This is a genomic window from Neisseria iguanae (genome assembly GCF_003013245.1).
In the GTDB taxonomy this organism is placed as follows: Bacteria; Pseudomonadota; Gammaproteobacteria; order Burkholderiales; family Neisseriaceae; genus Neisseria; species Neisseria iguanae.
Map to the genome: position 1 here is coordinate 1 of NZ_PXYY01000015.1, position 24,981 is coordinate 24,981.

The window sequence follows — 24,981 nt, forward strand, 5'->3', positions numbered from 1 at the left end:
ATAACGGGTTTGCCGGAGGGGTTCGGCATATCAACGGAATGGGGTCATTTTGGGCTTATGCAAAAAACAGGACGGTTAAATTTAACGGCGTATCCGGACGGACATTTTATTGGCACCTGAAAGAAACAGGATTCCGCTTTAATCACAGACATGATAACCTGTATGTAATTTTATTGGAAATGTTACGGAATATGCCTTTGGATTAGATTTGCTTCCTAGGCTCCAAACAAAAAGTGTATACAACGCCGGAGTTTTCCACAGTCAGGTTATTTCAGACGGCCTTTTGTCGTGGCAAGTGGTTTTATGCTACAATCTAAGTCACGCGTAAAATTCAGCAAAATCAAGTGTCAATCTGCCGGTTGAGGCGGATAATCCCGTATCGGAGCGGGTACTTATCCGTTGAGGTTGCTTCAGCTCGTCTTAACAAAGCGGCAGATTTAAGATAAGCCAAACATCAAAAACACAGTGTTAAATATAAATCATGCGGCATAAACCGCGATAAAAATTTTAAGAAGGATTGACGAGTGTCTGAACAAACGAAAAATTCTTTTTTCAGCCGTTTTTGGCGAAACAAGTCGGCACGTTGGTCATTACTGGGCATGCTGCTACCGGTTTCGGGTGTGATGACGGCCTATGCGGTCACTGAGCCTATGCCGAAAGCAAGGGACTTTAAAGTTGAACGCGTGCTGGAAGAACTGCCGGCGGTCTATGTTGAAACCGGTAATTTCCAATCAAGTTACTGGGCGCAAGAAGTAGTGCAACAAGGTGACTCACTGTCGGATGTGTTAACCCGCATGGGCGTACCGCAAACCGACATCAAAGCCATTATGGCGAAAAACAATGCTTTGCGCGACATGAAAAACCTGAAGGCCAACCAATCGGTCAATATCCGTGTTGATGTTGCCGGCCAAGTGACCGATGTGCAGTTTTTCATTGACGAAGAGTTGGAACGTAACTTGGTGGCCTTGGAAAAAGTCAAAGGCAAATGGCAGGCTTCCAACGAAGAAATCGACATGAAAACCATGCCGACCCTGCGTTCGATTGCGGTTCGCAGTTCGGCAATCGGTGATATGTTGCGCGCTGAAATTCCATCGGATGTGTATATCCAATTGAAAGAAATTTTTGCCGACACAGTAGACATGCAGACCTTAAAAGAAGGTGATGTCATCCGCCTGTTGTACAACAGCATGTATTTCCGAGGCCAGCAAATGGGTGTGGGCGATATTTTAGCGGCCGAGATTGTGAAAGACGGCAAAACTTACCATGCCTATTACTACAGTCAAGGTAAAGACGACGAAGAAAGCGGCAGCTACTACGATCAAAACGGCAAATCGTTGCAACAAAAAGAAGGCTTCAATATCCAGCCTGTCAAGTACACCCGTATTTCTTCTCCTTACGGCTACCGCGTGCATCCGGTTTTGCATACCGTGCGCATGCATACCGGTATTGACTACGCCGCGCCAACCGGTACGCCGATTCGGGCTGCTGCAGACGGTATGATTACCTTCAAAGGCTGGAAAGGCGGTTACGGCCATACCGTGATGGTGAAGCACGCCAACGGCGTGGAGACCTTGTATGGCCACATGAGTGCGTTTTCACAATTGACCGGCAGCGTACGCGCTGGTGATATTATCGGTTATGTGGGCAGCAGCGGCCGTTCGACCGGCCCGCATTTGCACTATGAAGCGCGTGTCAACGGTCAGCCGGTAAACCCGGCCACTGTTGCCCTGCCGACGCCGAAACTGACGCCGGACAACATGAGTGCATTCCGCAATCAGCAAAAAGCTGCCAATACCACATTGGCTGCCGTGCGTGGTTTGCCGGTATCGGTGGCGCAATTGGACTAAGGCCGTCTGAAAACCTGAAAAACACACCTCTTTTAAAAAAAACCTTGTAAAAACAGGATTTTTTATTTTCTTTTCAGATGACCTTGGGCTTGGTTTTGCGGCACAACAGATGCGCAGTGATGAAAAATCCGTTATAATTCAAATTCATGGCTTCGTGGTATAAAGCGTTTCGCGAACGCAACAATTAGGCGGTTTTATCCTTTGAAATAGCGTTTTTTGAGAAAGTGGCTTGAACAAACGCTGCTTTTCATGGTATAAATAACGTTTTACTATTTTATAAGTTTGGAGACTGACCATGGCACGAGTTTGCAAAGTGACCGGTAAGCGCCCGATATCTGGCAATAACGTATCACACGCCAACAACAAAACCAAACGTCGTTTTTTGCCTAACTTGCAATCACGCCGTTTTTGGGTAGAAAGTGAAAACCGCTGGGTTCGCTTGCGCGTTTCTAACGCTGCATTGCGCACCATTGATAAAGTAGGCATTGATGTCGTATTGGCTGATTTGCGTGCCCGCGGCGAAGCTTAATTAACGAACGCTTATAATTAAGGATTACTGCAATGCGCGATAAAATCAAATTGGAATCTAGTGCCGGTACTGGCCATTTTTACACCACGACCAAAAACAAACGCACTATGCCCGGCAAACTGGAAATTAAAAAATTTGACCCGGTAGCCCGTAAACACGTTATCTACAAAGAAACCAAATTAAAATGATTGAGTTTGCTGTAGAAAATAAAACCCTTGTTTCAAAACAAGGGTTTTTTTATCTTTAAAATTAAGTTTTCATACCGTTAGAACTGCTTAAATCCTTTACAAAGATTTGAGCGGTTTTTCAAAGGCCTCAGGTTTCTGATGAAAGAATGGCTTGCACCCGGATCAAGAATAATGGCCGGCGCCTAAGATGCATGGTTTGTGTGCGCCGGTGGCGTGGTGCGGATTGCTTGGTAGCCGGTTGATCCAGCAGGCTGCGAGCCAACCGAAGGCGGCGGCTTCGACCCATTGCGGGTCAAGGTTGAGCTTGGCTGTGCTGCTCAGGGCAATATTTTTACGGGCGGTTAGGGTTTCAAGTGCATCCATCAAGGCTTGGTTTTTTACACCGCCGCCGCAAACGTAAATATTACCGACATCGGGCGCGGCTTGGCGGATGGCGGTAAATATTGTGCAGGCGGTGTATTGGAGCAAAGTTTGCAACACGTCTTCCGGCTGCTCGCCGCCTTTCAGACGGTCTCGCAGCCACTTCAGCGAAAATAATTCGCGGCCGGTACTTTTGGGATAAGGTTGTGAAAAATAAGGATGGTCGAGCAGGGCAGTAAGCAATTCAGGCAATAATTTGCCTTGTGCTGCTTTTTCGCCGTTGCGGTCGTAAGGAAGCTGCCAGATGTGTTGCATCCATGCATCCATCAACATATTGCCGGGGCCGGTGTCGAAGCCGAAAGCCGGAGTGTCGGGCGGCAGAATGCTGATGTTGGAGATGCCGCCGATGTTCAATACCACGCGGGTTTCTTTCGGATGATGAAAAAGCGCATGATGAAAGGCAGGTACCAATGGAGCGCCTTGGCCGCCGGCAGCCAAGTCGCGGCTGCGGAAATCGCCGATGGTGAAAATGCCGGTCAGTTCGGCCAAGAGCGGCAAATCGGCTAGCTGGATGCTGTAACCGTTTTCCGGCGAATGGCGTACGGTTTGACCGTGGCAGCCGATGGCGGTGATGTCGTCAGGAGTGAGGTTTTGCCGGTGCAGAAGTTGGCCGACCGTGTCGGCATACAGGCGGCTGAGGGTTTGCGAGAGTATGAAGCTGCGGTGTAATTCGTTGTTCCCCGTGTTTTGCAGTGCCAATAACGCTTGCCGCAGGCCGTCTGAAAATGGGGTGAAACAGTGGGCAACGGCGGCTTGCCAGTTTGTGCCCCGCATGCGGATTAAGACGGCATCCGCACCGTCCATACTGGTGCCGGACATGATGCCGATATAGTATTGGCTGCTCATGGGAATTCTGTTAAAAAACGATTATTCTAACGCGATTTGGCTGAGTTGGCTGGTTTCATGGAAATTTAACGGATAAACGGAAATAAATCTGCAACAATTTCGGCAAAACAGTTACAATGAAAGTTTATGTTACAATATTGTAACCATAGTGTAATACTTAGCAGGCTCGTTTCCAACTGTTTTAAAGGAATCCATCCATGGGTCAGGCCCAACCGAGTGCTAACTTAAAGCTGATTAATGCCTTCTTTGCCGCTATGCTTGTGGGCATGGTCGGCTATTTTATTTATTGGGGGTTGGGTTATACGCATCATAACCATACCGCGCTGTTCCTGTTGGCAACGATTTTCGGTGTGTTTATGGCGTTTAATGTCGGCGGCAACGATATCGCCAATTCGTTCGGTACCAGTGTCGGTTCGGGTACGTTGACCATTCCGCAAGCCTTGCTGATTGCAGCGGTGTTTGAAGTTAGCGGTGCGGTCATTGCCGGTGGCGAGGTGACCGACACCATCCGTAAAGGCATTGTCGATTTGGGCGGAATGAGCCTCGAGCCCATGCAGTTTGTCTATATTATGATGTCTGCTTTGCTGGCGGCGGCATTATGGCTGTTGTTTGCTTCGCGCAAAGGTCTGCCGGTATCGACCACGCACGCGATTATCGGCGGTATTGTCGGCAGTTCGCTGTGTTTGGCCTTTATGTCGCATGTCGATGCCGGTGCTTTGATTCACTGGAACAAACTCGGCGAGATTGCACTTTCGTGGGTATTGTCGCCGGTGCTGGGTGCTTTGGTGTCTTATGCCGTGTTCTCACAAATCAAAAAATACGTGTTGGATTATAATGCTTGGGCAGACGACACACTCAAAGCCATTAAGCAGGAAAAGAAAGCCTATAAAGAGCAATACCGCCTGTTTTTTGAAACCTTAGACGAAGCAGGAAAAGTCGATTACGCCACCAAAATCGCCCATGATGCGGAAATTTACAACGAACCTGAATTCGACCCGGCGGAATTACAATCGGATTATTACCGCGGCCTGTATGAAATCGACAACCGCAAAAACAGCGTCGATTCCTATAAAGCCCTGCATTCGTGGGTGCCGCTGATTGCTTCCGTCGGCGGTATGATGATTGCGGCCATGCTGATTTTTAAGGGTTTGAAAAACCTGCACTTGGGTATGAGCAACGTCAATAGTTTTCTGACCATTTTTATGATTGGTGCGGTTATTTGGATGGGTACGTTTGTGTTTGCCAAGAGTTTGAAACGAAAAGACTTGGGTAAATCTACCTTCCAAATGTTTTCCTGGATGCAGGTTTTTACCGCTTGCGGTTTCGCTTTCAGCCACGGTGCGAATGACATTGCCAACGCCATCGGCCCGTTTGCTGCGATTATGGACGTGTTGCGCACCGGTGATATTAATACACAAAACCCGGTGCCGCCGATTGCCATGCTCACTTTCGGTATCGCTCTGATTGTCGGCTTGTGGTTTGTCGGTAAAGAAGTCATTAAAACTGTCGGCACCAGCTTGGCCGAAATGCATCCGGCTTCTGGTTTTACGGCAGAATTATCGGCGGCTTCGGTGGTAATGGCAGCTTCATTAATGGGCTTGCCGGTATCGAGTACGCACATTTTGGTCGGCGCGGTATTGGGTATCGGCTTAGTAAACCGTAATGCCAACTGGGCACTGATGAAACCAATCGGTTTGGCTTGGGTGATTACCTTACCGGCTGCAGCCGCATTGTCGGTGATGTGTTATCTGATTTTACAAGCGGTATTTTAAAATAAAATGAATAAAGGCCGGCCGAACAAAAGTATTCGGCCGGCCTTTTCGTTTAAATTCGATACCGGTTATGTTCATCGGAATATCCAGGCCGTCTGAAAATTTTTCAGACAGCCTGATTTTTAAAACGCTGCCAAACCGGCCGACAGTTTGCCGGTAATTCGGGACAGGCGCCAAGTATGCCGCCGGAGAAATCGTTCAAGCGGTGGAAGTCGCTGCCGGCGCTTGCCAGCAGACCGTGGCGTTCAGCCAAGAAGGCGTAGTTCAGACGGTCGTTTTTGCTGCAATTGCCACTGTGCACCTCTATCCCTGCGCCGCCGAGCGATTTGAATTCGTCAAATAAATTACGTTTGGCTGTAGCCGACAAATCGTAGCACATAGGATGTGCAATCACCGCCATACCGCCCGCGCCGTTAATAGCGGCCACGCATTCGCCTAAATCTGCCCATTCGTGCTTGACCGAACAAGTTTTGCCGTCGCCCAAATATTTGCTAAACGCCTGCTGTTTGTTGCGTACATGCCTTTCGTTAATGAGGAATTCGGCGATATGGGTGCGGCTGGCCATTTCCGGATTGGTCACTAAGGCCATTGCGCCTTCAAATGCGCCGTGAATGCCTTTTTTCGCCAGCTTCTCCGCAATCGCCTGCAAACGTTTCAGACGGCCTTGGCGCACGGTGGCCAATAAGTTTTGCAGCGTTTCATTTTGTTCGTCAAAATCCAAGCCGACAATGTGAATCGTGCGGCCGCGCCATGTTACCGAAACTTCCACGCCGTTGATGAAACGCAAACCGAGCGCATCCGCTTCGGCACGCGCTTCGGCCAAGCCGCCGGTGTGGTCGTGGTCAGTCAGTGACAGCATCATGCAGCCGTTGGTATAGGCAAGGCGCACCACTTCGGGAGGCGTTAAGCGGCCGTCTGAAACGGTGGAATGGCAGTGAAGGTCTATCATAGTGTGTGTTTGATGTTGGGAAAAGAGAAACTTTCAGACGGTCTGTCATCAGGCCGTCTGAAAAAAAGAATAAGCTTATGTGCCTTCTGACAAATCCAAGCTTTGCAGCTTTTTCTGCTGCGCATCGTAGCGCGCTTTTTCGTCCCAATAAATGGTTTGGATACACGCATCGCCGCAATCGCTGCCGCAGCATTCCCAGCTTTCGGAGCACACGGGTTTATCAAGCAGCGGCTCGCCCAACAAGGCTTCGGTTTTAGTCTTCTGGGTCGTATCCATTAGCAATACCCAATACCGCACCGTTAAACTCAATCACTTCGCCGCCGCGGATTTTGGCGGTTTTGCGGGTTTCTACTTCTCCATTGCGCAACACCGCACCTTCGGCTATAAATACTTTCGCCCGGCCGCCGCTTTCGGCCAGTCCGGCCAGCTTGAGCAGGTCGCATAAGGCGATGTATTCGTTGTCTTCAAGATAGACGGTGGCTTCCATGTCGATTTCCCAGATTGAATGTGTTTCGTTTATTGTATCACAGGCCGTCTGAAAAGCTTTCAGACGGCCTGTGACCTTTGCAGAACCCTAGATTTGAGGGAGGTTAAAGCGGCAGAGAAAGTGCAGGCATATCATTAAGATAGACAGGCTTTCGGATAGCGTATAGCTGTTTTACTAAATAATTAAGCACGGAAATATCCAAATGTCGTCATTCTTACGCAGGCGGGAATCCAGTCCTACTGGTACAGGAACTTGTAAAAAATTACTGAAAATCAACGTTCCGGATTCCCGCCTGCGTAGGAATGACGAATTTCAGGTTTCAGACGGCATGAAAAAAATTTGTACTCATTTTTAAGTTAAACGACTATATAACCTATATAACGAAGGAATGTGCCAAAAATAGGGATTTTGTAAAAGTTTCGTCCTTGACAATTGTAGTTCGTCATATTATATTTTTAACACATTTGAAAAATTTAATATAAAAGGAGTGAAATATGAAATGCAATGTCGGCGGTATAGACCGTGCTATCCGCATTATCTTGGGCTTGGCTTTAATCATCGCGGCAGCAACAGATGCCATCAGTTGGTGGGGTTGGCTGGGTGTGTTGGTGTTAGCCAGCGGCGTATTTTCATTTTGCAGCTTATACAGTTTGCTCGGTGTAAGTACCTGTCCGCGTAAATAGGCCGTCTGAAAAAAGGTCATGTTATGAAGATTCAAGCCCTTTCCGCTCGAGAGGTACAACAGAAATTGACTGCTGGTGCAATGTTGGTTGATGTGCGCGGCGTAGCTGAATATGCACGTGAACACATTGATGGTACGGTTAATATCCCGCTGGATAAACTCGGTGCAAACGTTTTACCTGCCGGACTATCCGCTGCCGATACGCTGGTGTTCTATTGCCAATCCGGCATGCGCACAGCACAAAATGTGGCAATCTTGGAAAAAGCCGCGCATGGCAAAACTGCTTATATTTTGGAACGCGGCATACTGGGCTGGAAAGAAGGCGGGTTCAATACCGTCGTTAACCGCAGCCGGCCGATTGATTTGATGCGTCAAGTGCAAATTGGTGCGGGCTTACTTGCTTTGTTGGGGGCTTTGGGCGGTTGGCTGGTGTCGCCGTGGTTTTATTTGTTGTGCGGCATGGTCGGCGCAGGTTTGCTGCTGGCAGGGGTAACCGGATTTTGCGGCATGGCGCGGTTGCTTATGCTCATGCCGTGGAACCAAAGTTTGCGCCAACAGGCAAAATCAAGCTGATGTGACCGGCATTGTGATAAAATGTGGCGCAAAATCTGTTATTCTACAAGTAACATCATGAACCTTGAAAACCCCCCATATGCTGAAGCGGCCGACTTTTTAAAATTATTGGCTAATCCCAACCGCTTGGCTGTGTTGTGTAACCTGCATGCAGAGCGCCGCAACGTCACCGATCTGGCGAAAATCACCGGTTTGCCTCAAGCTGCGATGTCGAGCCAGTTGTCGTTGCTGCGCGAAGCCGGTTTGGTTGCCTGCGAAGCCAACCACCGCGAACGGCTTTATTACATCGCCGACAGGCGCGTGGGCAAAATGATTGAATTGCTGTATTCGTTTTACTGCGCCGAATCCGAATAATTGCTGAAGCCATAAGGCCGTCTGAAAATATGTTTCAGACGGCCTTTCCTGTTGCAAACCCTGCTACAATAACGCTTTAGTATGACTTTTTTTCAAGATTTTTTTATGACTCAACCGACCTACATCCCCCTGCGCGTACATACCGAATTTTCGATTACCGACGGTATGGTGCGGATTAAAAAGCTGGTGTCTGAAGCGGCGGAATACGGTTTGCCGGCGCTGGGCGTGAGCGATTTGATGAACCAATTTGGTTTGGTGAAATTTTACAAAGCCTGTCGAGGCGCGGGCATTAAGCCGATTGGCGGGGCGGATGTGTGGATTGAAAATCCCGAAATGCCGGAAAAACCGTTCCGCGCGATGTTGGTTATTCGCAACGATGCCGGTTATCTGCGCTTGAGCGAACTCTTAACTGCCGCTTATGTGGGCAAAGACCGCAATACCGCCCATGCCGAATTGCGTCAAAGGTGGCTGGCCGAAGGCGACAACAGCGGCCTGATTTGTCTGTCGGGCGCGCATTACGGCGAAGTGGGGGTAAATTTGTTGAACGGGCATCCCGAAGCGGCCAAAGCGGCAGCACAAAAATATGCGGCTTGGTTTCCGAACGCGTTTTATCTGGAATTGCAGCGCCTGCCCGAACGCCCCGAATGGGAAACAGCAGTTTCGGGCAGCGTGACTTTGGCGGAAGAACTCAATTTGCCGGTGGCGGCAACGCATCCCACCCAATTTATGAGCCGCGATGATTTCAATGCCCACGAAGCGCGTGTATGCGTGGCAGGCGGCTGGGTATTGAGCGACAAAAAACGCCCGCGCGAATTTGCGCCGAGCCAGTATTTTATCGACCCGCAGGAGATGGCGGCGCGTTTTGCCGATTTGCCCGAAGCGCTGGAAAATACGGTGGAAATTGCCAAACGCTGTAATCTGAACATTACGCTGGGCAAAAACTTCCTACCTGACTTTCCTACACCGGAAGGCATGAGTTTGGACGGTTATTTAAGGGTATTGTCCAATGAAGGTTTACAAGAGCGCATGGCTCAGCTTTATCCCGACGAAGCCGAGCGGGCGGAAAAAATGCCCGAATATCAGGCGCGTTTGGATTTTGAGTTGAACATCATCATTCAGATGGGCTTCCCCGGCTATTTCCTGATCGTACAAGACTTCATCAATTGGGCAAAAAACAACGGCTGTCCGGTAGGACCCGGCCGCGGTTCAGGCGCCGGTTCGCTGGTGGCGTATTCGCTGAAAATTACCGATCTCGATCCTTTGAAATATGCCTTGCTTTTCGAACGCTTTTTGAACCCTGAGCGTGTCTCCATGCCCGACTTCGACGTTGATTTCTGCCAAGCCAACCGCGGCCGCGTGATTGAATATGTGCGCGATAAATACGGTGACGAAGCAGTCAGCCAGATTGTGACCTTCGGCACCATGTCGTCCAAAGCGGTGATTCGTGATGTGGGGCGGGTATTGGAATTGCCGTTTATGCTGTGCGACCGCTTATCCAAACTGATTCCGCTGGAGGCCAACAAACCTTTGAGCTTGGAAAAAGCAATGGAAGCCGAGCCGCAAATCGGCGAACTGATTGCGGCGGAAGAAGCGGAAGAATTGATTGAGTTGGCAAAAAAACTGGAAGACTTAACGCGCGGTTTGGGCATGCATGCGGGCGGCGTATTGATTGCGCCGGGTAAAATTTCCGATTTCAGCCCCGTGTATCAGGCCGACGAATCGGCTTCGCCCGTGTCGATGTATGACAAAGGCGATGTGGAAGACGTGGGCTTGGTGAAGTTCGACTTCTTGGGTTTGCGTAACCTGACCATTATCGAGATGGCGCAAAACAACATCAAAAACACCAGTGGCGAGACGGTAGATGTCGGCGCTATTCCGCTGGACGACCAAGCTGCCTATCAGGTTTTCCGCGATGCGAACACAACCGCCGTGTTCCAGTTTGAATCGACCGGCATGAAAAAAATGCTGAAAACGGCACACACCACCAAGTTTGAAGAACTCATTGCCTTTGTATCACTCTACCGTCCGGGGCCGATGGACAACATTCCCGATTTCGTCGCGCGCATGAAAGGCGAGCCGTTTGAATACATTCATCCGCTGTTGGCCGAAATTCTCGAGCCGACTTACGGCATTATGGTATATCAGGAGCAGGTGATGCAGGCGGCGCAGATTATCGGTGGTTATTCGCTAGGCGGTGCGGACTTGCTGCGCCGTGCGATGGGTAAGAAAAAGCCCGAAGAAATGGCCAAACACCGCGAAATTTTTGCCGAAGGCGCCGCCAAGCAAGGTATTTCACGCGAGAAATCCGATCAGATTTTCAATTACATGGAAAAATTTGCCGGCTACGGTTTCAACAAATCGCACGCCGCTGCCTACGCGCTGATTTCGTATCAAACCGCATGGCTCAAAGCGCATTATCCGGCCGAATTTATGGCCGCAACCATGTCGTCTGAATTGGACAATACCGACCAGCTTAAGCATTTTTATGATGACAGCTGTGCCAACGGTTTGACTTTTCTGCCGCCCGACATCAACGAATCGGATTACCGCTTCACGCCGTATCCCGACCGCAAAATCCGTTATGCCTTAGGTGCGATTAAAGGTACAGGCGAAGCGGCTGTGGAATCGATTATCGCCGCGCGGGAAACGGGTGGTAAATTTACCGGTTTGCTTGATTTCTGTGAGCGCGTCGGCAAGGAACACATGAACCGCCGTACGCTCGAAGCCTTAATCCGCGGTGGCGCGTTCGACAGCATCGACCCCAACCGCGCCATGTTGCTGGCCAACATCGATTTGGCGATGGGCAATGCCGACCAAAAAGCGGCCAACGCCAATCAAGGCGGCTTGTTCGACATGATGGACGATGCCATCGAGCCGGTGAAATTGGCCGATGTACCGATGTGGGGCGAGTCGGAAAAGCTCGCCGAAGAAAAAAACGTCATCGGCTTTTATTTGTCCGGTCATCCGTTCGGCCCTTATGCTGAAGAAGTGCGCAACATCGCGCCCACCCGGTTAGGCAGTCTGAAACCGCAAGACAGCGTGCGGGTGGCCGGATTCGTTACTTCCGTGCGCACCATGATGGGCAAGCGTGGCAAACTGGCATTTGTCACGCTGGAAGACTTAAGCGGCCAAGCCGAAATCGTGGTCAGCGGACAAGCTTTGGAACAATACTCCGGTATTTTGAAAGCCGACCAAGTGTTGATTATCGAATCTAAAGTCAGTCGTGACGATTACGGAGGCGGTGACGGTTTGCGCATTATGGCCAACCAAGTGATGACCCTGCAAATGGCGCGCGAAAACTACGCCCGCAGCCTCAGCCTGCACCTGCGCCCCGAACACGACATCGCCAAGCTGGTGCAAACCCTCGCCGCCGCACGCCTGCCTGACCCGCCGTACATTCCGCTTTTCGTGTCGTACAGCAACGATAAAGCCTCAGGCTGTCTGAAAGTTTCATCGAAATGGGGCGTTACCGCCAGCGCGCAATTGTTTGAAGAATTGGAAAAACAGTTGGGGAATAGGTCGGTGAGTGTGAATTGGTAGGGTCTGCTGAATCAGGAAAGCCACCGGAGATCAAGCCGAGGCCGTCTGAATTTTATTTTCAGATGGCCTGTTTATTGGGGAAACCGTAAAAAAATAATTAGGGGCTGAAGTAGATTGGCAGTCATGTCAGACTGCAAAAATAAAGATAACCAATTGCAAATTAACAAAGAATGCCCAAAGAAAACTTCTCCGGTTTTTTGTACCGGAAGCCACTGCTCGTGCAGCTGCTAATTTGCTGGATATAAACCCCAATTCAGCAGCATTGTTTTACCGTAAAATTCGCCAAGTGATTGCTTACCATTTAGAGCTCCAGGCTGGTGAAGTTTTTGATGGCACTATTGAATTAGATGAGAGCTATTTTGGCGGACAACGTAAAGGCAAACGTGGTCGTGGAGCTGCCGGTAAAGTCGCTGTTTTTGGTATTCTGAAACGGCAAGGTAAGGTTTATACCATCGTGGTTGAAAATACCAAACAAGATACTTTACTTCCTGTTATTAAAAAGAAAATAATGCCTGACAGTATTGTTTATACTGATTGCTGCAAAAGCTATGACGTGTTAGATGTGAGTGAATTTACCCACCATCGTATTAATCATTCACAGCTGTTTGCAGAGTGTCAAAATCATATCAATGGCATCGAGAACTTTTGGAATCAGGCAAAGCGTATTCTGCGAAAATATAATGGAATTGATCGAAAATCTTTTCCTTTATTCTTGAAAGAATGCGGGTTCCGCTTTGACTTTGGTGTACCGTCCGGGCAGCTTGAAATGCTGCGGAAATGGTGTGGTGTTTGGGGATAATCTACGTCAACCCTAATAATTAATGGAAATTACTTGCAAAAAAATAACTGATGGTAAGATTGGTTTATTGGAAATTTATTAGATAAGTTTATGAAAAATTAGGTTTTATTTCATTTTGAATATTTCCGGTGACAGCTTATGCCGACCTACCCCTAAGTATTGAAGAAATTTTACCGATAAAGGCAAGCTCAGGTTGGAGGTTTCATTTGGTCATGTCAACGGCGAAAGCAGTGAAACCGAATTGACTGCCCCTGTCTATAATCCAAACTGGTAATGCTCCCTTTATTCCCGTGCCGACCGGATTGCAGGAAAACGGCCGCAATAGCGACGTTGGCCGGTACGCTCGGCCTGCACTACGGTTTAACAGGTAATACCGATTTATACGACAGCGCCAGTTATATTTGGCAAGAAGAGCGCAGCTTTGATAATGAAACTGCCCGAAGGAGAAAAAACCGCGTTCCGATGTGTCGCTGGGTATGAATCATATCTTTTTGAAATACGACAAAAATCCTGCGCTTATTGGTTTTGTCGAAACCACCGTTTACGAAAAATCGCACGGCAAAGTCTCTTCGGGTAAATCATGGTTGGTTGGGGCAGCTGCCTACAAAACCATAGGCTCTGTGGTCTTATCACTGACTACAGCCTACCGTTTTAACAGCAGTAAAACGCTGGCCGGCGGCCAAAAGTTCAAAGCAGGCAATTATTGGCTGATTAACTCTAATCTATCTTTTTCTGCCAACGACCGTATCAGCTTCACAGGCGGTATCAATGGTTAGGCAAGCAGCCTGACCGTTTCAATCAACAAAAGAATCAAGAAACACTTCTACCTACGCGCACTTGGGCGCAGGCTGCGGTTTTTCAAAGCCATGTTGTTAAACGCATCTGCACGGTTCAATATCTCGGGACAGAGCAGTCCCGAGATGAAACTGGGTGTGCGGCATACGTTTTGACAAGGCATTTTTTAATCACTGTAAACAAAGGAGTTGTACAATGAAAAATCAGATTTCAGCTGCCATGATGATTTCACCATACTTGCTTCGCCTGTGATGGCGCAAGGCTTTGACAAACAGGCATTTGAGGCACAGGTGTTTGACGTGCGGGCAGGCAAGCCTATGCAGTTGGCGGAGCTGCCACAGACAGTGGTGAAGGAGGCTGAGGGTTCTGCAATTTGGTTTATGCCGGCAATCGCAGCAGGGGCACGATTTGCGTTTACCGGTTTTACACGGCATGGATTAAATCAAGCTATTTCCGTGGTGGCGTAGGTGTTTCCAATAGGGCAATCTTGAATACAATGCGCAATCTGACAAAAATTACGTCGCAATCAGGCGGGAGGGTTATCAAGGAGGAGTTGTTTTAAATCAGCAGGGAAAAGTTATCACCACATGGGGTAAACCTCGCTAAAAGGTAAAAGGGGTTTTTGCCTCTTTTATAAAATGAGGAATAAACATGCAAATCAAGAATAAAATTATTCAATTGATGTCTGAAAAAAATCAATGGTCAGTCATATGCCTCATTGGAAAACTTTGCCTTATTTGTTTTACAACAAAAAATACGGGATGATTCCATTTCTGCAGAAGACAAACTGGTCGTCATTAATGATTTATCGGCAGGTTATATTGAATTTGATCCTGAAACAGATGAACCTGTTGGAAAAACCGATAAAATAGAGATTATGATAGATTATATGCTTAACTGAAAATTTATTTTATCAAATATTTTTCCGACGGCCTTGGCCATAGAAATGATGAAAGGTAGTTTTTCTCTGTGCGTTCCTGCCGTCTACATGCCACACCGCTGCCACACGATAATCTATTATGGTTTACGGTAAAATCAAAGTGCAAAGCTGGAAAGTGCAACGCGATTTCAATATCGTGAAGCAGAATTTGGATTTCTCAATTAAATAGGGATTGCTGAAAAAGTGAGTAATGTATGTTAAATATATTTACTCGTTTTTTTATGGTGAAAAAATATCTTTTGGCTATCTTGTGATGACACAGAAATCTTGTCCTGAACTAACCCGCATCCGCGAAAGTGCTTTTCCCCTTGAAAGAATGCAAAACGGTTGGTATGTTTATTTTGGATTTTGTGAGGGAGGTTTTATACCAAGAGAAACGAGGAAGATGAATCGGAAATAACGAAAACAGGTGTTGAATTTTTAAAATCCATCTATTTGCCACGATACATCAATGGCGGTCTTGGTGGATAAGCCCAACCAGTCCGATACGCCGACAAGGGTATTCGGCAAGATGACGCCGATGTCTTCGTGAAGTGCCAGTGACCCGTTCATCATTTTTTCGCCTGCGCCCAATACGGCAATGCCGCGCTGCCGTGCGGCGGTTTCATTGGCAACCAACGGGTCGGAAACCATAGGTGAATTCGACCACCGTCGGCTCGGCAATGTCGATTTTTTGGAATCAGCGGCTCAATGCATGGTCTTTGTCAAAAATGGTACGGTATAAGATAAATCAGGGAAAATTTATTTTTTCTGACGTGATTCTGCGAAATCGGGAAAGTGAAGCTGAGTTTGTTGATTTTTTTCTGAAGCATATTTAAAACCAGCATGTTTCTACTTTTCATATTGGAAGTGATTTGAAATTGATTTTGCGGAAAGGGTATTTTATCGAAATACCCGGAAATGGATAAGTAAAGGATGGCGGTGAAACCGAAAGAAAAAATCTGACAGACTGAATATCAAGGTATGGATATTGTAGTAAAAAAACGTTTGGGATTTCAAATTGGCGCATGAAGGGCGCATGAAGAAATCTGGATTAACGGTAAGCGGGTGCATTACAGGAAAATGCCAATGGCTGGCGCTTCCATGAAATCAATTGTGGAGCTGCGGATGGATTACTCGGAAAACGGCACGGAAATTACCGTGAAAGTGGGTAGTGCGTGGCATTTGTACGGTACGGCCTGCCAAATTGGATTAACGGCTAATATTATTACGGCAACCATATTGTGCTGTTTGCTGGGAAGTAGCGGTAGGACGGATACTAATCCACCATCATGAATTACCGCGTTAAGCAGTAGGATCCCAACGGAAAGTATTATTAAACTTCATTTTTTTCTCTGTACATTCCTGTTTTTCTCCATCACATACGCCGCACTATTGCCGCACGGCAATCCGTTGGTTTACGGCAAAATCAAAGTGCAAAATTTGAAAGAAAAACGCGACTTTAATATAGTGAAGCAGGATTTGGATTTTTCCTGCGGCGCGGCTTCGGTGGCGACGCTGTTGAACAATTTTTATAGGTAGAAGCCCACCGAAGAAACCGTACCCGATAAAACGGACAAAACGCGCGAACGGGCTTCGTTTGAGGATATGCAGCGGATTATGCCGGATTTCGGTTTTGAGGCTAAGGGTTATGCTTTGTCGTTTGAGCAGTTGGTGGCGTTGGAAATCCTTGTGGTTGTGTATCTGAAATATCGTAAAGACGGCCATTTTTCAGTGCTGCGCGGGATTTCTAAGGATACAGTGCTGTTAGCCGACCCGTCGCTAGGGCATATTTCGATGAGCAGAACACAGTTTCTTGAAGCATGGCAGACATGCGAGGGGAATTTGACGGGTAAGATTTTGGCGGTGCTGCCTAAGGAGGCCGATATTCAAAGTGATGCACGCTTTTTCGTACGCGTACCAAAGCGGCAGACTGAGTTTGCGGTGGTACAGTTGAAAAGCCGCAAGGCGGAGTAAGTTACGGACAACAGACAAAGGCCGTCTGAATCAAGTTTTCAGACGGCCTTTGTCTGTTTTTGATTTTAGTCATAAAAAGTTTATTCGGTTGAAAAATTTCATTTTAATAAATATAAACTTGTTGAAACAGAATATTTGGTGGTCTGCATGGCGGCGTGATTTGTGCTAATGTTATACTGATAGTTAACAAACCTTAATATTTTTTGATATCAATCAGAGAGGTGTAATATGGATAATTGGACGCAGACGCTCAGTGCCGGCAGTTTGCTCGGCATTGCGGCCGCAGCGATTTTGCTGATTTTGGTTTTGATTGTACGTTTCCGTGTTCACGCACTGCTGACGCTGGTGCTGGTCAGCTTGCTTACGGCAATGGCAACGGGGTTGCCGATGAACAGTATTGTCGGCGATGTGTTGGTGAAAAACTTCGGCGGCACGCTCGGCGGTGTGGCTCTGCTGGTTGGTTTGGGTGCCATGCTCGGCCGTTTGGTGGAAACATCGGGCGGTGCGCAATCGTTGGCTGATGCCCTGATTCGGATGTTTGGCGAAAAACGCGCGCCGTTTGCCTTAGGCGTGGCTTCGTTGATTTTCGGTTTCCCGATTTTCTTTGACGCGGGTTTGATGGTGATGCTGCCGATTGTGTTTGCTACCGCGCGCCGTATGAAAGCAACAGTGTTGCCGTATGCGATGGCTTCGATTGGCGCGTTTTCGGTGATGCACGTTTTCCTTCCGCCACATCCCGGCCCAATTGCTGCTTCTGAATTTTATGGCGCCAACATCGGCCATGTGCTGCTGATCGGTTTGCCGATTGCGGTGATTACTTGGTATTTCAGCGGTTATTTGTGGGGTCAGATTCTAGGTCGTAAATTTAATGTGCCGGTGCCTGATTTTTTGAGCGGGGGCGCACAAGACAACGACACGCCGAAAGAACCTGCTAAAGCCTCAACCATTATCGGCATTATGCTGATTCCGATGCTGCTGATTTTCTTGAATACCGGCTTGGCGACCTTAATCAGTGAAAAAGTCGTCAGCGCCGATGAAACTTGGGTACAAGCATTGCGCATGATCGGCTCGACACCGGTTGCCCTGTTGGTTTCGGTGTTGGTGGCTTTGTATGTGTTGGGCCGTAAGCGCGGTGAAAAAGCCAGTGCGTTGGAAAAAACCATCGACGGCGCGTTGGGTCCGGTCTGCTCGGTGATTCTGATTACCGGTGCGGGCGGTATGTTTGGCGGCGTGTTGCGTGCGTCAGGTATTGGTAAAGCCTTGGCCGACAGCATGGCTGATTTGGGTATTCCGGTATTGCTCGGCTGCTTCTTGGTGGCCTTGGCATTGCGTATTGCGCAAGGTTCTGCTACCGTGGCCTTAACTACTGCTGCAGCCTTGATGGCACCTGCGGTGATGGCAGCCGGTTTCAGTGATTGGCAATTGGCTTGCGTGGTGTTGGCCACGGCGGCGGGTTCGGTCGGTTGCAGTCACTTTAATGATTCCGGTTTCTGGCTGGTCGGCCGCTTGTTGAACATGGACGTGCCTACTACCCTGAAAACTTGGACAGCCAATCAAACCTTGATTGCTTTGATTGGTTTTACCTTGTCGGCATTGGCTTTTGCCATCGTTTAAGGAGAAAGACATGACAGTACATTTTGTAATGATGGGCGTATGCGGTTGCGGTAAAACCACGGCAGCCTTATCGCTGCAAAAACACTTGGGCGAATGCGCGTATGCCGAAGGCGATGAATTTCACACCCAAGCCAATCGCGACAAAATGGGTGCGGGCATTCCGCTGACTGATAAAGACCGCTATCCGTGGCTCGGAAACCTGCGTGACTGGATGACAGAGCAGGCGCAAGCAGGCGAAGCTTATTCAATTGTTACGTGTTCTGCGTTGAAAAAACAATACCGCGATATTTTGCGCGGAGCGGAAGGCAAAGTGGCGTTTATCCATCTGACGCCGCCGCAAGAAGTGAACCTTGAGCGCATAATGTCACGCAAAGGTCATTACATGAAGGCCGATATGCTGGATTCGCAATTGGAAATTCTGGAAGAACTCGAAGCCGATGAGTACGGTGTGAAAATCGATAATCCGGGTTCGCCGGATGCGGTGGAAGCCGATATTATCGCTTGGGTTAGGGCGGAAGGTTTGTTGCCGAATGATTAAGCCGTATAAAGCATAAAAGTTTAGGCTGTCTGAAAGTAGAGTTTCAGACAGCCTTTATTTCAGTTTTGAAAAATATTTCTATTTTATGTTAATAATGGTAAATATACTTTACATTTTCAGCATGGTACAGCCTTTTATTGCCATGTTTGTTTGTATTCTTTTATTCCACATTGCTGCATGTACAATATTAGGCCGTCTGAAAAGCTTCAGACGGCCTTTTTTATCTGCAAATCAGCAAAATGGGTTAAAACAGTTTTTGCGAATCCAGTAGCAACGTTACCGGTCCGTCATTGCAAAGTGTGACTTGCATATGTGTTTGAAAATGTCCAGTTTCCACAGTCAAACCGTGTCCGCGTAGGTATTCGACGGTGCGTTGATAAAGCTCATCGGCTTGTGCGGCAGGGGCGGCCTGCGAAAAAGAAGGGCGCCGGCCGCTGCGGGCATCGGCATACAGGGTAAATTGCGATACCAATAAAACCGAACCGCCGACATCTTTTAATGACAGATTCAGTTTTCCGTTGCCGTCTTCAAAAATGCGCAGATTGGCGGTTTTGTCAGCAATATAGCGGGCATCGGCTTCGTTATCGTTGTGGGTGACACCCAGTAAAATCATGAAGCCGTTGTCGATTTTGCCGCTGGTGTCGCGGCAGCCGTTTTCAATAATATCGACTTGGGCGTGGGTTACTTTCTGAATCACTGCGCGCATGATGTTCCTTTGAGTGAGGCTGTCTGAAAGCAGGTATTATCGGGTAATCTGTCGATGTATGCAAAATAGGTTCAAACAGGCCCATTAGATATTTAGGTTGGTATTTACCCAAATGCTCTTCTCAAAAACTAAAAAATCTTTTTATAAATAATATCTTAATTATCTCTGTTTATACCTGAATGACAACGACTTTTGTCGTATCCAGCAGCATCAACTTCCTGTTTCGTCCAACTGCAAAGGTGGTCTGCCAATGCTTCCAATACTATCCTACGGTAAGCCTTATTCTTGACCGTATCAAACAACACACCGATAACCTGCTCGCCCAAGATTATTGGTTTAATCTGTAAGAAAATACCCAATTGTATCTTGATACTAATGGTTTGATTTACGTCCCTACGAACATCATTACGTTGTATGGTTTGGATTCCCGTGTAACAACCCAGGGGTGGCAAGCTGTACAACACAGACAAACGTTCCTGGTACTTCGACGCACCTATAACCGTACGGTTGGTTGAACGGTTGGATTTTGAAGATTTACCGGAACTGGCTGCACAGTACGTATTTTATAGTGCAGGTTTAGAGTGCTACATCGGTGATTTTGGTGCAGACAGTACAGCAGAGTTACTGAGTTCCCTATGCAGCTTGCAAGGTTGAACCTGCATAGGGAAGAGATACGTAACCGTAAATTCAATATTGTGTACTCAAACCCGGTTACAAAACGGTTTAGAACACGTCGTTGGCGTTAGAAAGGTTTTTATGGCGGTAACATACGATGGTGGTTATAAATCCCTCCTACAGGGGATATCACAACAAAATCCGATTAAACGTTTACAGGGGCAGCTTTCAGCTATTTTCTTTACACTTGAAGGAAACAGGATTTCGCTTGAATTACTGCCAAGATAATTTGTAAGTAAGTGTTTGCCGGACATGCTACGAAATAGGCCGTTGGAATGAATTTCCTTCCTAGCCCTAAAATGAATACATTACAAAACAAGCTTATTGGATATTTGGATTGGTAAAATCGCTAGAATACTTATCATATAATATCCTTTTTGTCATTAAAACAGCATAACCAAGTACGGTCATAAAAACGGCAAAGATATAAATGTTCTCGTTATAACAAGTTCATTCCTACCCCAAGCAGGGATATTTGGTATCTAAAAGACGCTACCGTGTACTCCTGCATGTACGGTAGATTGTATTCACAGCTTCTAATAAAGTCGTACATAAGACCTTTCCGAAAACGCTCTCTCCAGAAAGCGTTTAAAGCAAGAGCTTATTTAATAAATGCAAAATACCATACATCCTTTAAAGAAGCACCGTAGTTAGTGGCAACTTCAAAACCTGTCCGGGCAACGTTCTGAATGTACTGTGCACGACCTACTTTGTCTTGGATATCCAAGGTACAAATTACAATAGGCGTATTGGAGAACTCTTTAGTGAACGGTACAGATTTCAAAGCACCGTTCACAGCGCTCTCTATCGGTACGTACATGGATTCAAATTCCTTGAACCCAAGCTTAGTTCCCAGCTCTGTGGTAAGGGTTTGTGCGGTTCGTTTTAACTCTTCAATATTTGTGTTCTGGGTACTGAGTTTTGTATTAAAATCCTTAGTAACCTTATCCAATGCTGCTTGGATATCAGAACCCTGCTTCCACTTTAAATGTGTCGCAGTAACTGTACCTAAAATCATAGAACCTTCCTAAGACTAAATCAGGTTTCAGTAATCTTAAACCGCAGCACATGTGTCTGCACGGCGTACACCCACTGTGTACATACAGTACATGTCCAGAACATTACAGAAGTTCTCTTTGTCATCCCAGAAACTTGTGGTCAACTTTTTAGCAGTGACAGTGACCAAGGTTATGTTTAGAGACACTGTTAAATTTTACCAATCGGTTTTTTTGAATAATCCCAAAACGACCCGATCCCGTTGATATATTGTGCGTCGCGGGCACATTCATTCCCTCCGTGACCGGCACGGAAATGCCTTTCATCGCCCATACCGACCAAACCGTGATAACCGCGCCGACCATCCGTATTGATGACACCGTCTTATGATTTTGCTTCCTAAGCCTCTTGTTATAATTTTTCGGCTTTTTGGGATAATTTTAGAGAATTGACGCATTATGCTTATGCGCCTTGATTGGTAAGGGTTATTACAAGGACACAGCCGCCTTCAGGCGGCTGTGTATTGAAACGCTACTTCCATTATAAAAACTGTAAATAGCAGCGAGCCGCCAACTTTAGGGCTGTTGGGCATAAAAATACAGTGAATCATCTTGAATTTTCAAACGGCCTTGTCTATTTCCGAGCCGTCTGAAATTTGGCAGGTTTTAATCCGATTGTTTGCCTGTAAAAGTATAAGAGATCCATAAAATTCGGGCCTCTTCATCGCCGGCGGAAAGGCAGGCATGCCCCATGGTGCTGTCGAAATAGCAAGAATCGCCAGGACTGAGTTCGAGTGGGGTATAAAATTCGGTAATCAACATTACCTTGCCGCTTAATACGTAAAAAAACTCTTCACTGTCGTGGCTGTGTAACTTGGAGAACTCAGTGCGTTCGTGTGCTTTGAGTGTCGCAACCATTGGTGTGAAGCGTTTGTGTTCCAAATCGGCGTTGAGTAGTTCGTAAAGATATTGTTTGGTGTGGTGTATGACGCCGCAGCCTTTGCGTGTCACGCTGCGCCGCCCGAGCATAGGCATGACAGGATCGGCGCGGAAAAGTTCGCCTACTTCTATGGCCAAACCTTTGGCTAGGGCGGCAATTTTTTCATAGGTAGGAGAAAGCCGGCCGTGTTCGATTTTAGATAAAGTGGCGGTGGAAATGCCACTGCGTTGGCTGAGTTCTTTCAGTGTCAGGCCGTTTTTTTGGCGCAGTGTTTTGACGGTATTGGCTAAGTTCAGGTCGCTCATGTCAGGCTGTCTTGATGTTATTGGGCTTGAAATGAAATCATAGCATAAAGGCTGCCAATCGATACGGATTGGGCAGCCTTTTGTCTCTTGGTTTAGCCGTCAAGCAGTTTGCCGGCATAATCGCCTGCCGCACGGATGGCGATCAGCGAGATAAGGCCGGTTAAGATAATGTAGATGGCGATGGGAATGTAGGAGCCGTCGAATGCTTTCAGCAGGAATGTGGCCACCAGTGGCGCGGTACCGCCTGCTAGTGCGGCACCGATTTGATAGCCTAGTGTAATTCCGGTGTAGCGGACGTTGCTTTTGAAAATCTCGGAAAACATGGTACCTAAATACGGCGGTAGCCGGTGCCCAAATCACGCCCAAACCTAATGCGGTGGCGCCGACTAAAGCGACGAATGATTTGGTTTCGAGCAGCCAGAAATAAGGGAAGGCATAAGCCATCATCAGCAATACGCCGCCGGTATAGACTTTTTTGCGACCGATTTTATCGGATAATGCCCCCATTACCGGAATCAGCAAAGTTGTCACTACTGTTGCAATGGTAACCGCATTCAAAACTTCCGTACGCGAAAAATCAAGTTGGTTGGTGGCGTAAAACACGATAAAGGTGGACATGATGTAAAACGGTGCAGTTTCAACAAATTTCGCTCCTACCGCAATCATGACTTCACGCTTATGGTGGCGCAGCGTTTCAAACAAAGGTACGGCCACGACTTTGCCTTCGGCTTGGTTTTTCTTGAATGACGGTGTTTCGTCAATACCTTTGCGTATCCACAAACCGAGAAACACCAAACCGGAGCTCAACAGAAAGGGCACGCGCCAGCCCCATGATAAACAACGGTCTTCCGGCAGACGGTCTTCCGGCAGCATGGTCATCACAGTTAAGGCCAAGGTAGCCAGCAACATGCCGATGGTCACCCCCATTTGCGGCACGCTGCCGAAAAAACCGCGTTTTTCTTTCGGTGCATATTCCACCGCCAGCAACATTGCGCCGCCCCATTCTCCACCGATGCCCAAGCCCTGAACCAAACGTAAAAGCACCATAAGAATCGGTGCGGCAATACCGATGGCTTGGTAGGTGGGCAGCAAACCCATCAATACGGTGGCGCCGCCCATCAGCGACAGGGTTAATACCAAGGTTTTTTTGCGGCCGATTTTATCTCCGATGTGGCTGAACAAAATACCGCCGAAAGGCCGTATGAAAAACGACAGGGCAAACGAAGCAAAGGCCAGCATGGTACCGATGGTCGGGTCTTCGGCCGGGAAGAATAATTGATTGAAAACCAGCGCGGCGACCGTACCGTAAAGAAAATAGTCGAACCATTCGATGGAGCTGCCAATTAAGCTGGCCAGCAGCACGCGGGCGGATATTTTTTTATTCTGCATGATATTTCTCCAAGTGTGTTTTTTTTTGTTGTGGTATGACTGATGCCGCCTGAAAAAATGTTCAGACGGCTTTTTTATAAAAAATCAAGCATTCAATTGCTCATAAGCCAACACCGCTGCGGCCAAATCTTCCAGCGCGCTGCCGACAGATTTGAATACCGTGATTTCGTCTGTATTTTTGCGGCCGGTGTGTTTCAGACGGCATAAATCGGCTAAAGTGGCCCGGACTTGTTGCGGTGTGAATACGCCGGCAGCAATGGGTGAGAGTAAATCTCCGGCTTTCATTAACGCTTCTTCCGTATCGATGAATACGCTGGTATCGGCGAAGCAGGCATCATCAGTTTCGCGCATATCGGGTGCAAAACCGCCGATTAAGTCCAAATGCGTGCCGGTTTGAAGCCATTCGCGCAAAATCAGCGGAGCGGTAGATAAGGTGGCGCAGCTGACAATATCGGCTTGTTTGACGGCTTCAGCCAAATCGACGGCTGTTTCAGCCTGCAAACCTTTTCCACGCAAACGTTCGGCCAAATTTTCGGCTTTACTGCAGGTTTGGTTCCAAATGATGAAGCGTTCTATTCGACGCACGCTTAAATAGGCATCGGCCAGCAATTCGGCGACACGGCCTGCACCAACAATCAGCAGCGTTTTGCTGTTTTCGCGGCTTAAGAAGCGCGCCGCTAAAGCGGAAGCGGCGACAGTGCGGCGTGAGGTGATGCTGTCGCCATCGAAAATAGCTTCCGGTTTGCCGGTTTGTGCGCTGTATAAAATGTAAACCGAATGCAGTCCGGGCAAGTTGTGCCTGACATTTTGCGGAAAAACCGACACGGTTTTCACGCCCAGCCAACGTTCGGGCTGCCAAGCCAGCATCAGCAGCAGGGTACCTTTTTTGTTACCTTGCTTGTCGGTAATGGTGTGATTGTGGCGCATTGGTACGTCGCAATGCGCGGCAAACATGGTTTCCAATGCCGGAACCAATTGGGAGAATGCCAGTGCGGAAGAGGTTTGCAAAGAATCATAATGCAACATGTGAAAGCCTTTACTTAAAAAAATTTCTTATAAGAAAATTTATCTTGTAAAATAAAAACTGTCAATCTTTATTATTCAGTTAATCTGAGTTTGAACTAAGTTAAACTATGCTAAAA

At 47.6% G+C, this 24,981-nt stretch carries 24 protein-coding genes and 4 pseudogenes; 18 read left to right on the plus strand and 10 right to left on the minus strand.

Annotated features, from left to right (window positions below; genetic code table 11):
- The 4 genes and pseudogenes from C7N83_RS15720 to rpmG all read left to right on the plus strand — a co-directional run.
- Positions 1-206, plus strand: a pseudogene (locus C7N83_RS15720) (IS1595 family transposase); the annotation flags it as partial.
- A 393-nt stretch (positions 207-599) separates the two neighbouring features.
- Entirely contained in the window at positions 600-1,847 is a 1,248-nt protein-coding gene (locus C7N83_RS03965; RefSeq protein WP_106740851.1) for a M23 family metallopeptidase, read from the plus strand.
- A gap of 295 nt (positions 1,848-2,142) precedes the next feature.
- The gene (gene rpmB / locus C7N83_RS03970) at positions 2,143-2,376 is read left to right on the plus strand and encodes a 50S ribosomal protein L28 (RefSeq protein ID WP_106740806.1); all 234 of its coding nucleotides are present in this window, start codon (positions 2,143-2,145) and stop codon (positions 2,374-2,376) included.
- Between the two features lie 32 nt (positions 2,377-2,408).
- Positions 2,409-2,564: a 50S ribosomal protein L33 gene (rpmG, locus tag C7N83_RS03975; RefSeq protein ID WP_003684373.1), complete on the plus strand. Its 156-nt coding sequence runs from the start codon at positions 2,409-2,411 to the stop codon at positions 2,562-2,564.
- Between the two features lie 162 nt (positions 2,565-2,726).
- Here the strand turns inward: rpmG and C7N83_RS03980 are convergent, their stop codons facing one another.
- Positions 2,727-3,830, minus strand: a complete 1,104-nt coding sequence (locus C7N83_RS03980; protein ID WP_106740808.1) for an anhydro-N-acetylmuramic acid kinase — start codon at positions 3,828-3,830, stop codon at positions 2,727-2,729.
- A gap of 197 nt (positions 3,831-4,027) precedes the next feature.
- On the opposite strand from C7N83_RS03980, the gene C7N83_RS03985 reads away from it, so the two are divergent.
- Positions 4,028-5,602, plus strand: coding sequence for an inorganic phosphate transporter (locus C7N83_RS03985; protein WP_106740809.1), 1,575 nt, complete (start codon positions 4,028-4,030; stop codon positions 5,600-5,602).
- A gap of 106 nt (positions 5,603-5,708) precedes the next feature.
- Here the strand turns inward: C7N83_RS03985 and C7N83_RS03990 are convergent, their stop codons facing one another.
- The 3 genes from C7N83_RS03990 to C7N83_RS04000 form a co-directional block, all read right to left on the minus strand.
- Positions 5,709-6,551, minus strand: coding sequence for a PHP domain-containing protein (locus tag C7N83_RS03990; protein ID WP_106740811.1), 843 nt, complete (start codon positions 6,549-6,551; stop codon positions 5,709-5,711).
- A 75-nt stretch (positions 6,552-6,626) separates the two neighbouring features.
- On the minus strand, positions 6,627-6,827 hold the full coding sequence (locus C7N83_RS03995) for a hypothetical protein (protein ID WP_106740812.1): 201 nt from the start codon (positions 6,825-6,827) through the stop codon (positions 6,627-6,629).
- Positions 6,805-7,038, minus strand: a complete 234-nt coding sequence (locus tag C7N83_RS04000) for an RNA-binding S4 domain-containing protein (RefSeq protein ID WP_106740814.1) — start codon at positions 7,036-7,038, stop codon at positions 6,805-6,807. The genes C7N83_RS03995 and C7N83_RS04000 overlap by 23 nt, the downstream gene beginning before the upstream one ends.
- A gap of 494 nt (positions 7,039-7,532) precedes the next feature.
- Here C7N83_RS04000 and C7N83_RS04005 point away from each other — a divergent pair, with 494 nt between their 5' ends.
- The 9 genes and pseudogenes from C7N83_RS04005 to C7N83_RS16910 form a co-directional block, all read left to right on the plus strand.
- Positions 7,533-7,721, plus strand: coding sequence for a YgaP family membrane protein (locus C7N83_RS04005; protein ID WP_106740815.1), 189 nt, complete (start codon positions 7,533-7,535; stop codon positions 7,719-7,721).
- Between the two features lie 23 nt (positions 7,722-7,744).
- Complete coding sequence (locus tag C7N83_RS04010) at positions 7,745-8,293, plus strand: rhodanese-like domain-containing protein (protein ID WP_106740817.1); 549 nt, start codon at positions 7,745-7,747, stop codon at positions 8,291-8,293.
- Between the two features lie 57 nt (positions 8,294-8,350).
- A complete protein-coding gene (locus tag C7N83_RS04015; RefSeq protein WP_106740853.1) occupies positions 8,351-8,647 on the plus strand; it encodes an ArsR/SmtB family transcription factor in 297 nt (98 codons plus the stop codon).
- A 105-nt stretch (positions 8,648-8,752) separates the two neighbouring features.
- On the plus strand, positions 8,753-12,187 hold the full coding sequence (gene dnaE, locus C7N83_RS04020; protein ID WP_106740854.1) for a DNA polymerase III subunit alpha: 3,435 nt from the start codon (positions 8,753-8,755) through the stop codon (positions 12,185-12,187).
- A gap of 139 nt (positions 12,188-12,326) precedes the next feature.
- Entirely contained in the window at positions 12,327-12,986 is a 660-nt protein-coding gene (locus C7N83_RS04025; RefSeq protein ID WP_106740819.1) for an IS1595 family transposase, read from the plus strand.
- Positions 12,987-13,105: 119 nt separating this feature from the next.
- Positions 13,106-13,936, plus strand: a pseudogene (locus tag C7N83_RS04030) (meta-pathway of phenol degradation family protein).
- Positions 13,937-13,969: 33 nt separating this feature from the next.
- Positions 13,970-14,248: a hypothetical protein gene (locus C7N83_RS15725; protein WP_245911119.1), complete on the plus strand. Its 279-nt coding sequence runs from the start codon at positions 13,970-13,972 to the stop codon at positions 14,246-14,248.
- A gap of 251 nt (positions 14,249-14,499) precedes the next feature.
- On the plus strand, positions 14,500-14,682 hold the full coding sequence (locus C7N83_RS04040; RefSeq protein WP_245911120.1) for a hypothetical protein: 183 nt from the start codon (positions 14,500-14,502) through the stop codon (positions 14,680-14,682).
- A 68-nt stretch (positions 14,683-14,750) separates the two neighbouring features.
- Positions 14,751-14,881 (plus strand): annotated as a pseudogene (locus C7N83_RS16910) (peptidase C39); the annotation flags it as partial.
- Positions 14,882-15,141: 260 nt separating this feature from the next.
- Here the strand turns inward: C7N83_RS16910 and C7N83_RS04050 are convergent.
- The gene (locus tag C7N83_RS04050; RefSeq protein ID WP_106740820.1) at positions 15,142-15,354 is read right to left on the minus strand and encodes a hypothetical protein; all 213 of its coding nucleotides are present in this window, start codon (positions 15,352-15,354) and stop codon (positions 15,142-15,144) included.
- Positions 15,355-16,065: 711 nt separating this feature from the next.
- On the opposite strand from C7N83_RS04050, the pseudogene C7N83_RS04055 reads away from it, so the two are divergent.
- From C7N83_RS04055 to C7N83_RS04065, 3 genes and pseudogenes are all read left to right on the plus strand, one after another.
- Positions 16,066-16,677, plus strand: a pseudogene (locus C7N83_RS04055) (C39 family peptidase).
- A gap of 228 nt (positions 16,678-16,905) precedes the next feature.
- The gene (locus C7N83_RS04060) at positions 16,906-18,291 is read left to right on the plus strand and encodes a GntP family permease (protein ID WP_106740822.1); all 1,386 of its coding nucleotides are present in this window, start codon (positions 16,906-16,908) and stop codon (positions 18,289-18,291) included.
- A 10-nt stretch (positions 18,292-18,301) separates the two neighbouring features.
- Positions 18,302-18,829 (plus strand): gluconokinase, GntK/IdnK-type, encoded by a 528-nt coding sequence (locus C7N83_RS04065; protein WP_106740824.1) that lies wholly within the window; start codon positions 18,302-18,304, stop codon positions 18,827-18,829.
- Positions 18,830-19,073: 244 nt separating this feature from the next.
- Here the strand turns inward: C7N83_RS04065 and dtd are convergent, their stop codons facing one another.
- A complete protein-coding gene (gene dtd, locus C7N83_RS04070) occupies positions 19,074-19,535 on the minus strand; it encodes a D-aminoacyl-tRNA deacylase (RefSeq protein ID WP_106740825.1) in 462 nt (153 codons plus the stop codon).
- 453 nt (positions 19,536-19,988) lie between these two features.
- On the opposite strand from dtd, the gene C7N83_RS16915 reads away from it, so the two are divergent.
- Complete coding sequence (locus C7N83_RS16915) at positions 19,989-20,189, plus strand: hypothetical protein (protein ID WP_106740828.1); 201 nt, start codon at positions 19,989-19,991, stop codon at positions 20,187-20,189.
- 622 nt (positions 20,190-20,811) lie between these two features.
- Here the strand turns inward: C7N83_RS16915 and C7N83_RS04085 are convergent.
- The 4 genes from C7N83_RS04085 to lhpI all read right to left on the minus strand — a co-directional run bounded on the left by C7N83_RS04085 (position 20,812) and on the right by lhpI (position 24,865).
- The gene (locus C7N83_RS04085; protein ID WP_106740830.1) at positions 20,812-21,228 is read right to left on the minus strand and encodes an H-type lectin domain-containing protein; all 417 of its coding nucleotides are present in this window, start codon (positions 21,226-21,228) and stop codon (positions 20,812-20,814) included.
- Positions 21,229-21,871: 643 nt separating this feature from the next.
- On the minus strand, positions 21,872-22,450 hold the full coding sequence (locus tag C7N83_RS04090) for a helix-turn-helix domain-containing protein (protein ID WP_106740831.1): 579 nt from the start codon (positions 22,448-22,450) through the stop codon (positions 21,872-21,874).
- 99 nt (positions 22,451-22,549) lie between these two features.
- Positions 22,550-23,839 carry an MFS transporter gene (locus C7N83_RS04095; protein WP_211296570.1) on the minus strand — a complete coding sequence of 430 codons (1,290 nt, stop codon included), beginning with the start codon at positions 23,837-23,839 and terminating at the stop codon, positions 22,550-22,552.
- 84 nt (positions 23,840-23,923) lie between these two features.
- On the minus strand, positions 23,924-24,865 hold the full coding sequence (lhpI, locus tag C7N83_RS04100; protein ID WP_106740833.1) for a bifunctional Delta(1)-pyrroline-2-carboxylate/Delta(1)-piperideine-2-carboxylate reductase: 942 nt from the start codon (positions 24,863-24,865) through the stop codon (positions 23,924-23,926).
- Between the last annotated feature and the right edge of the window lie 116 nt (positions 24,866-24,981).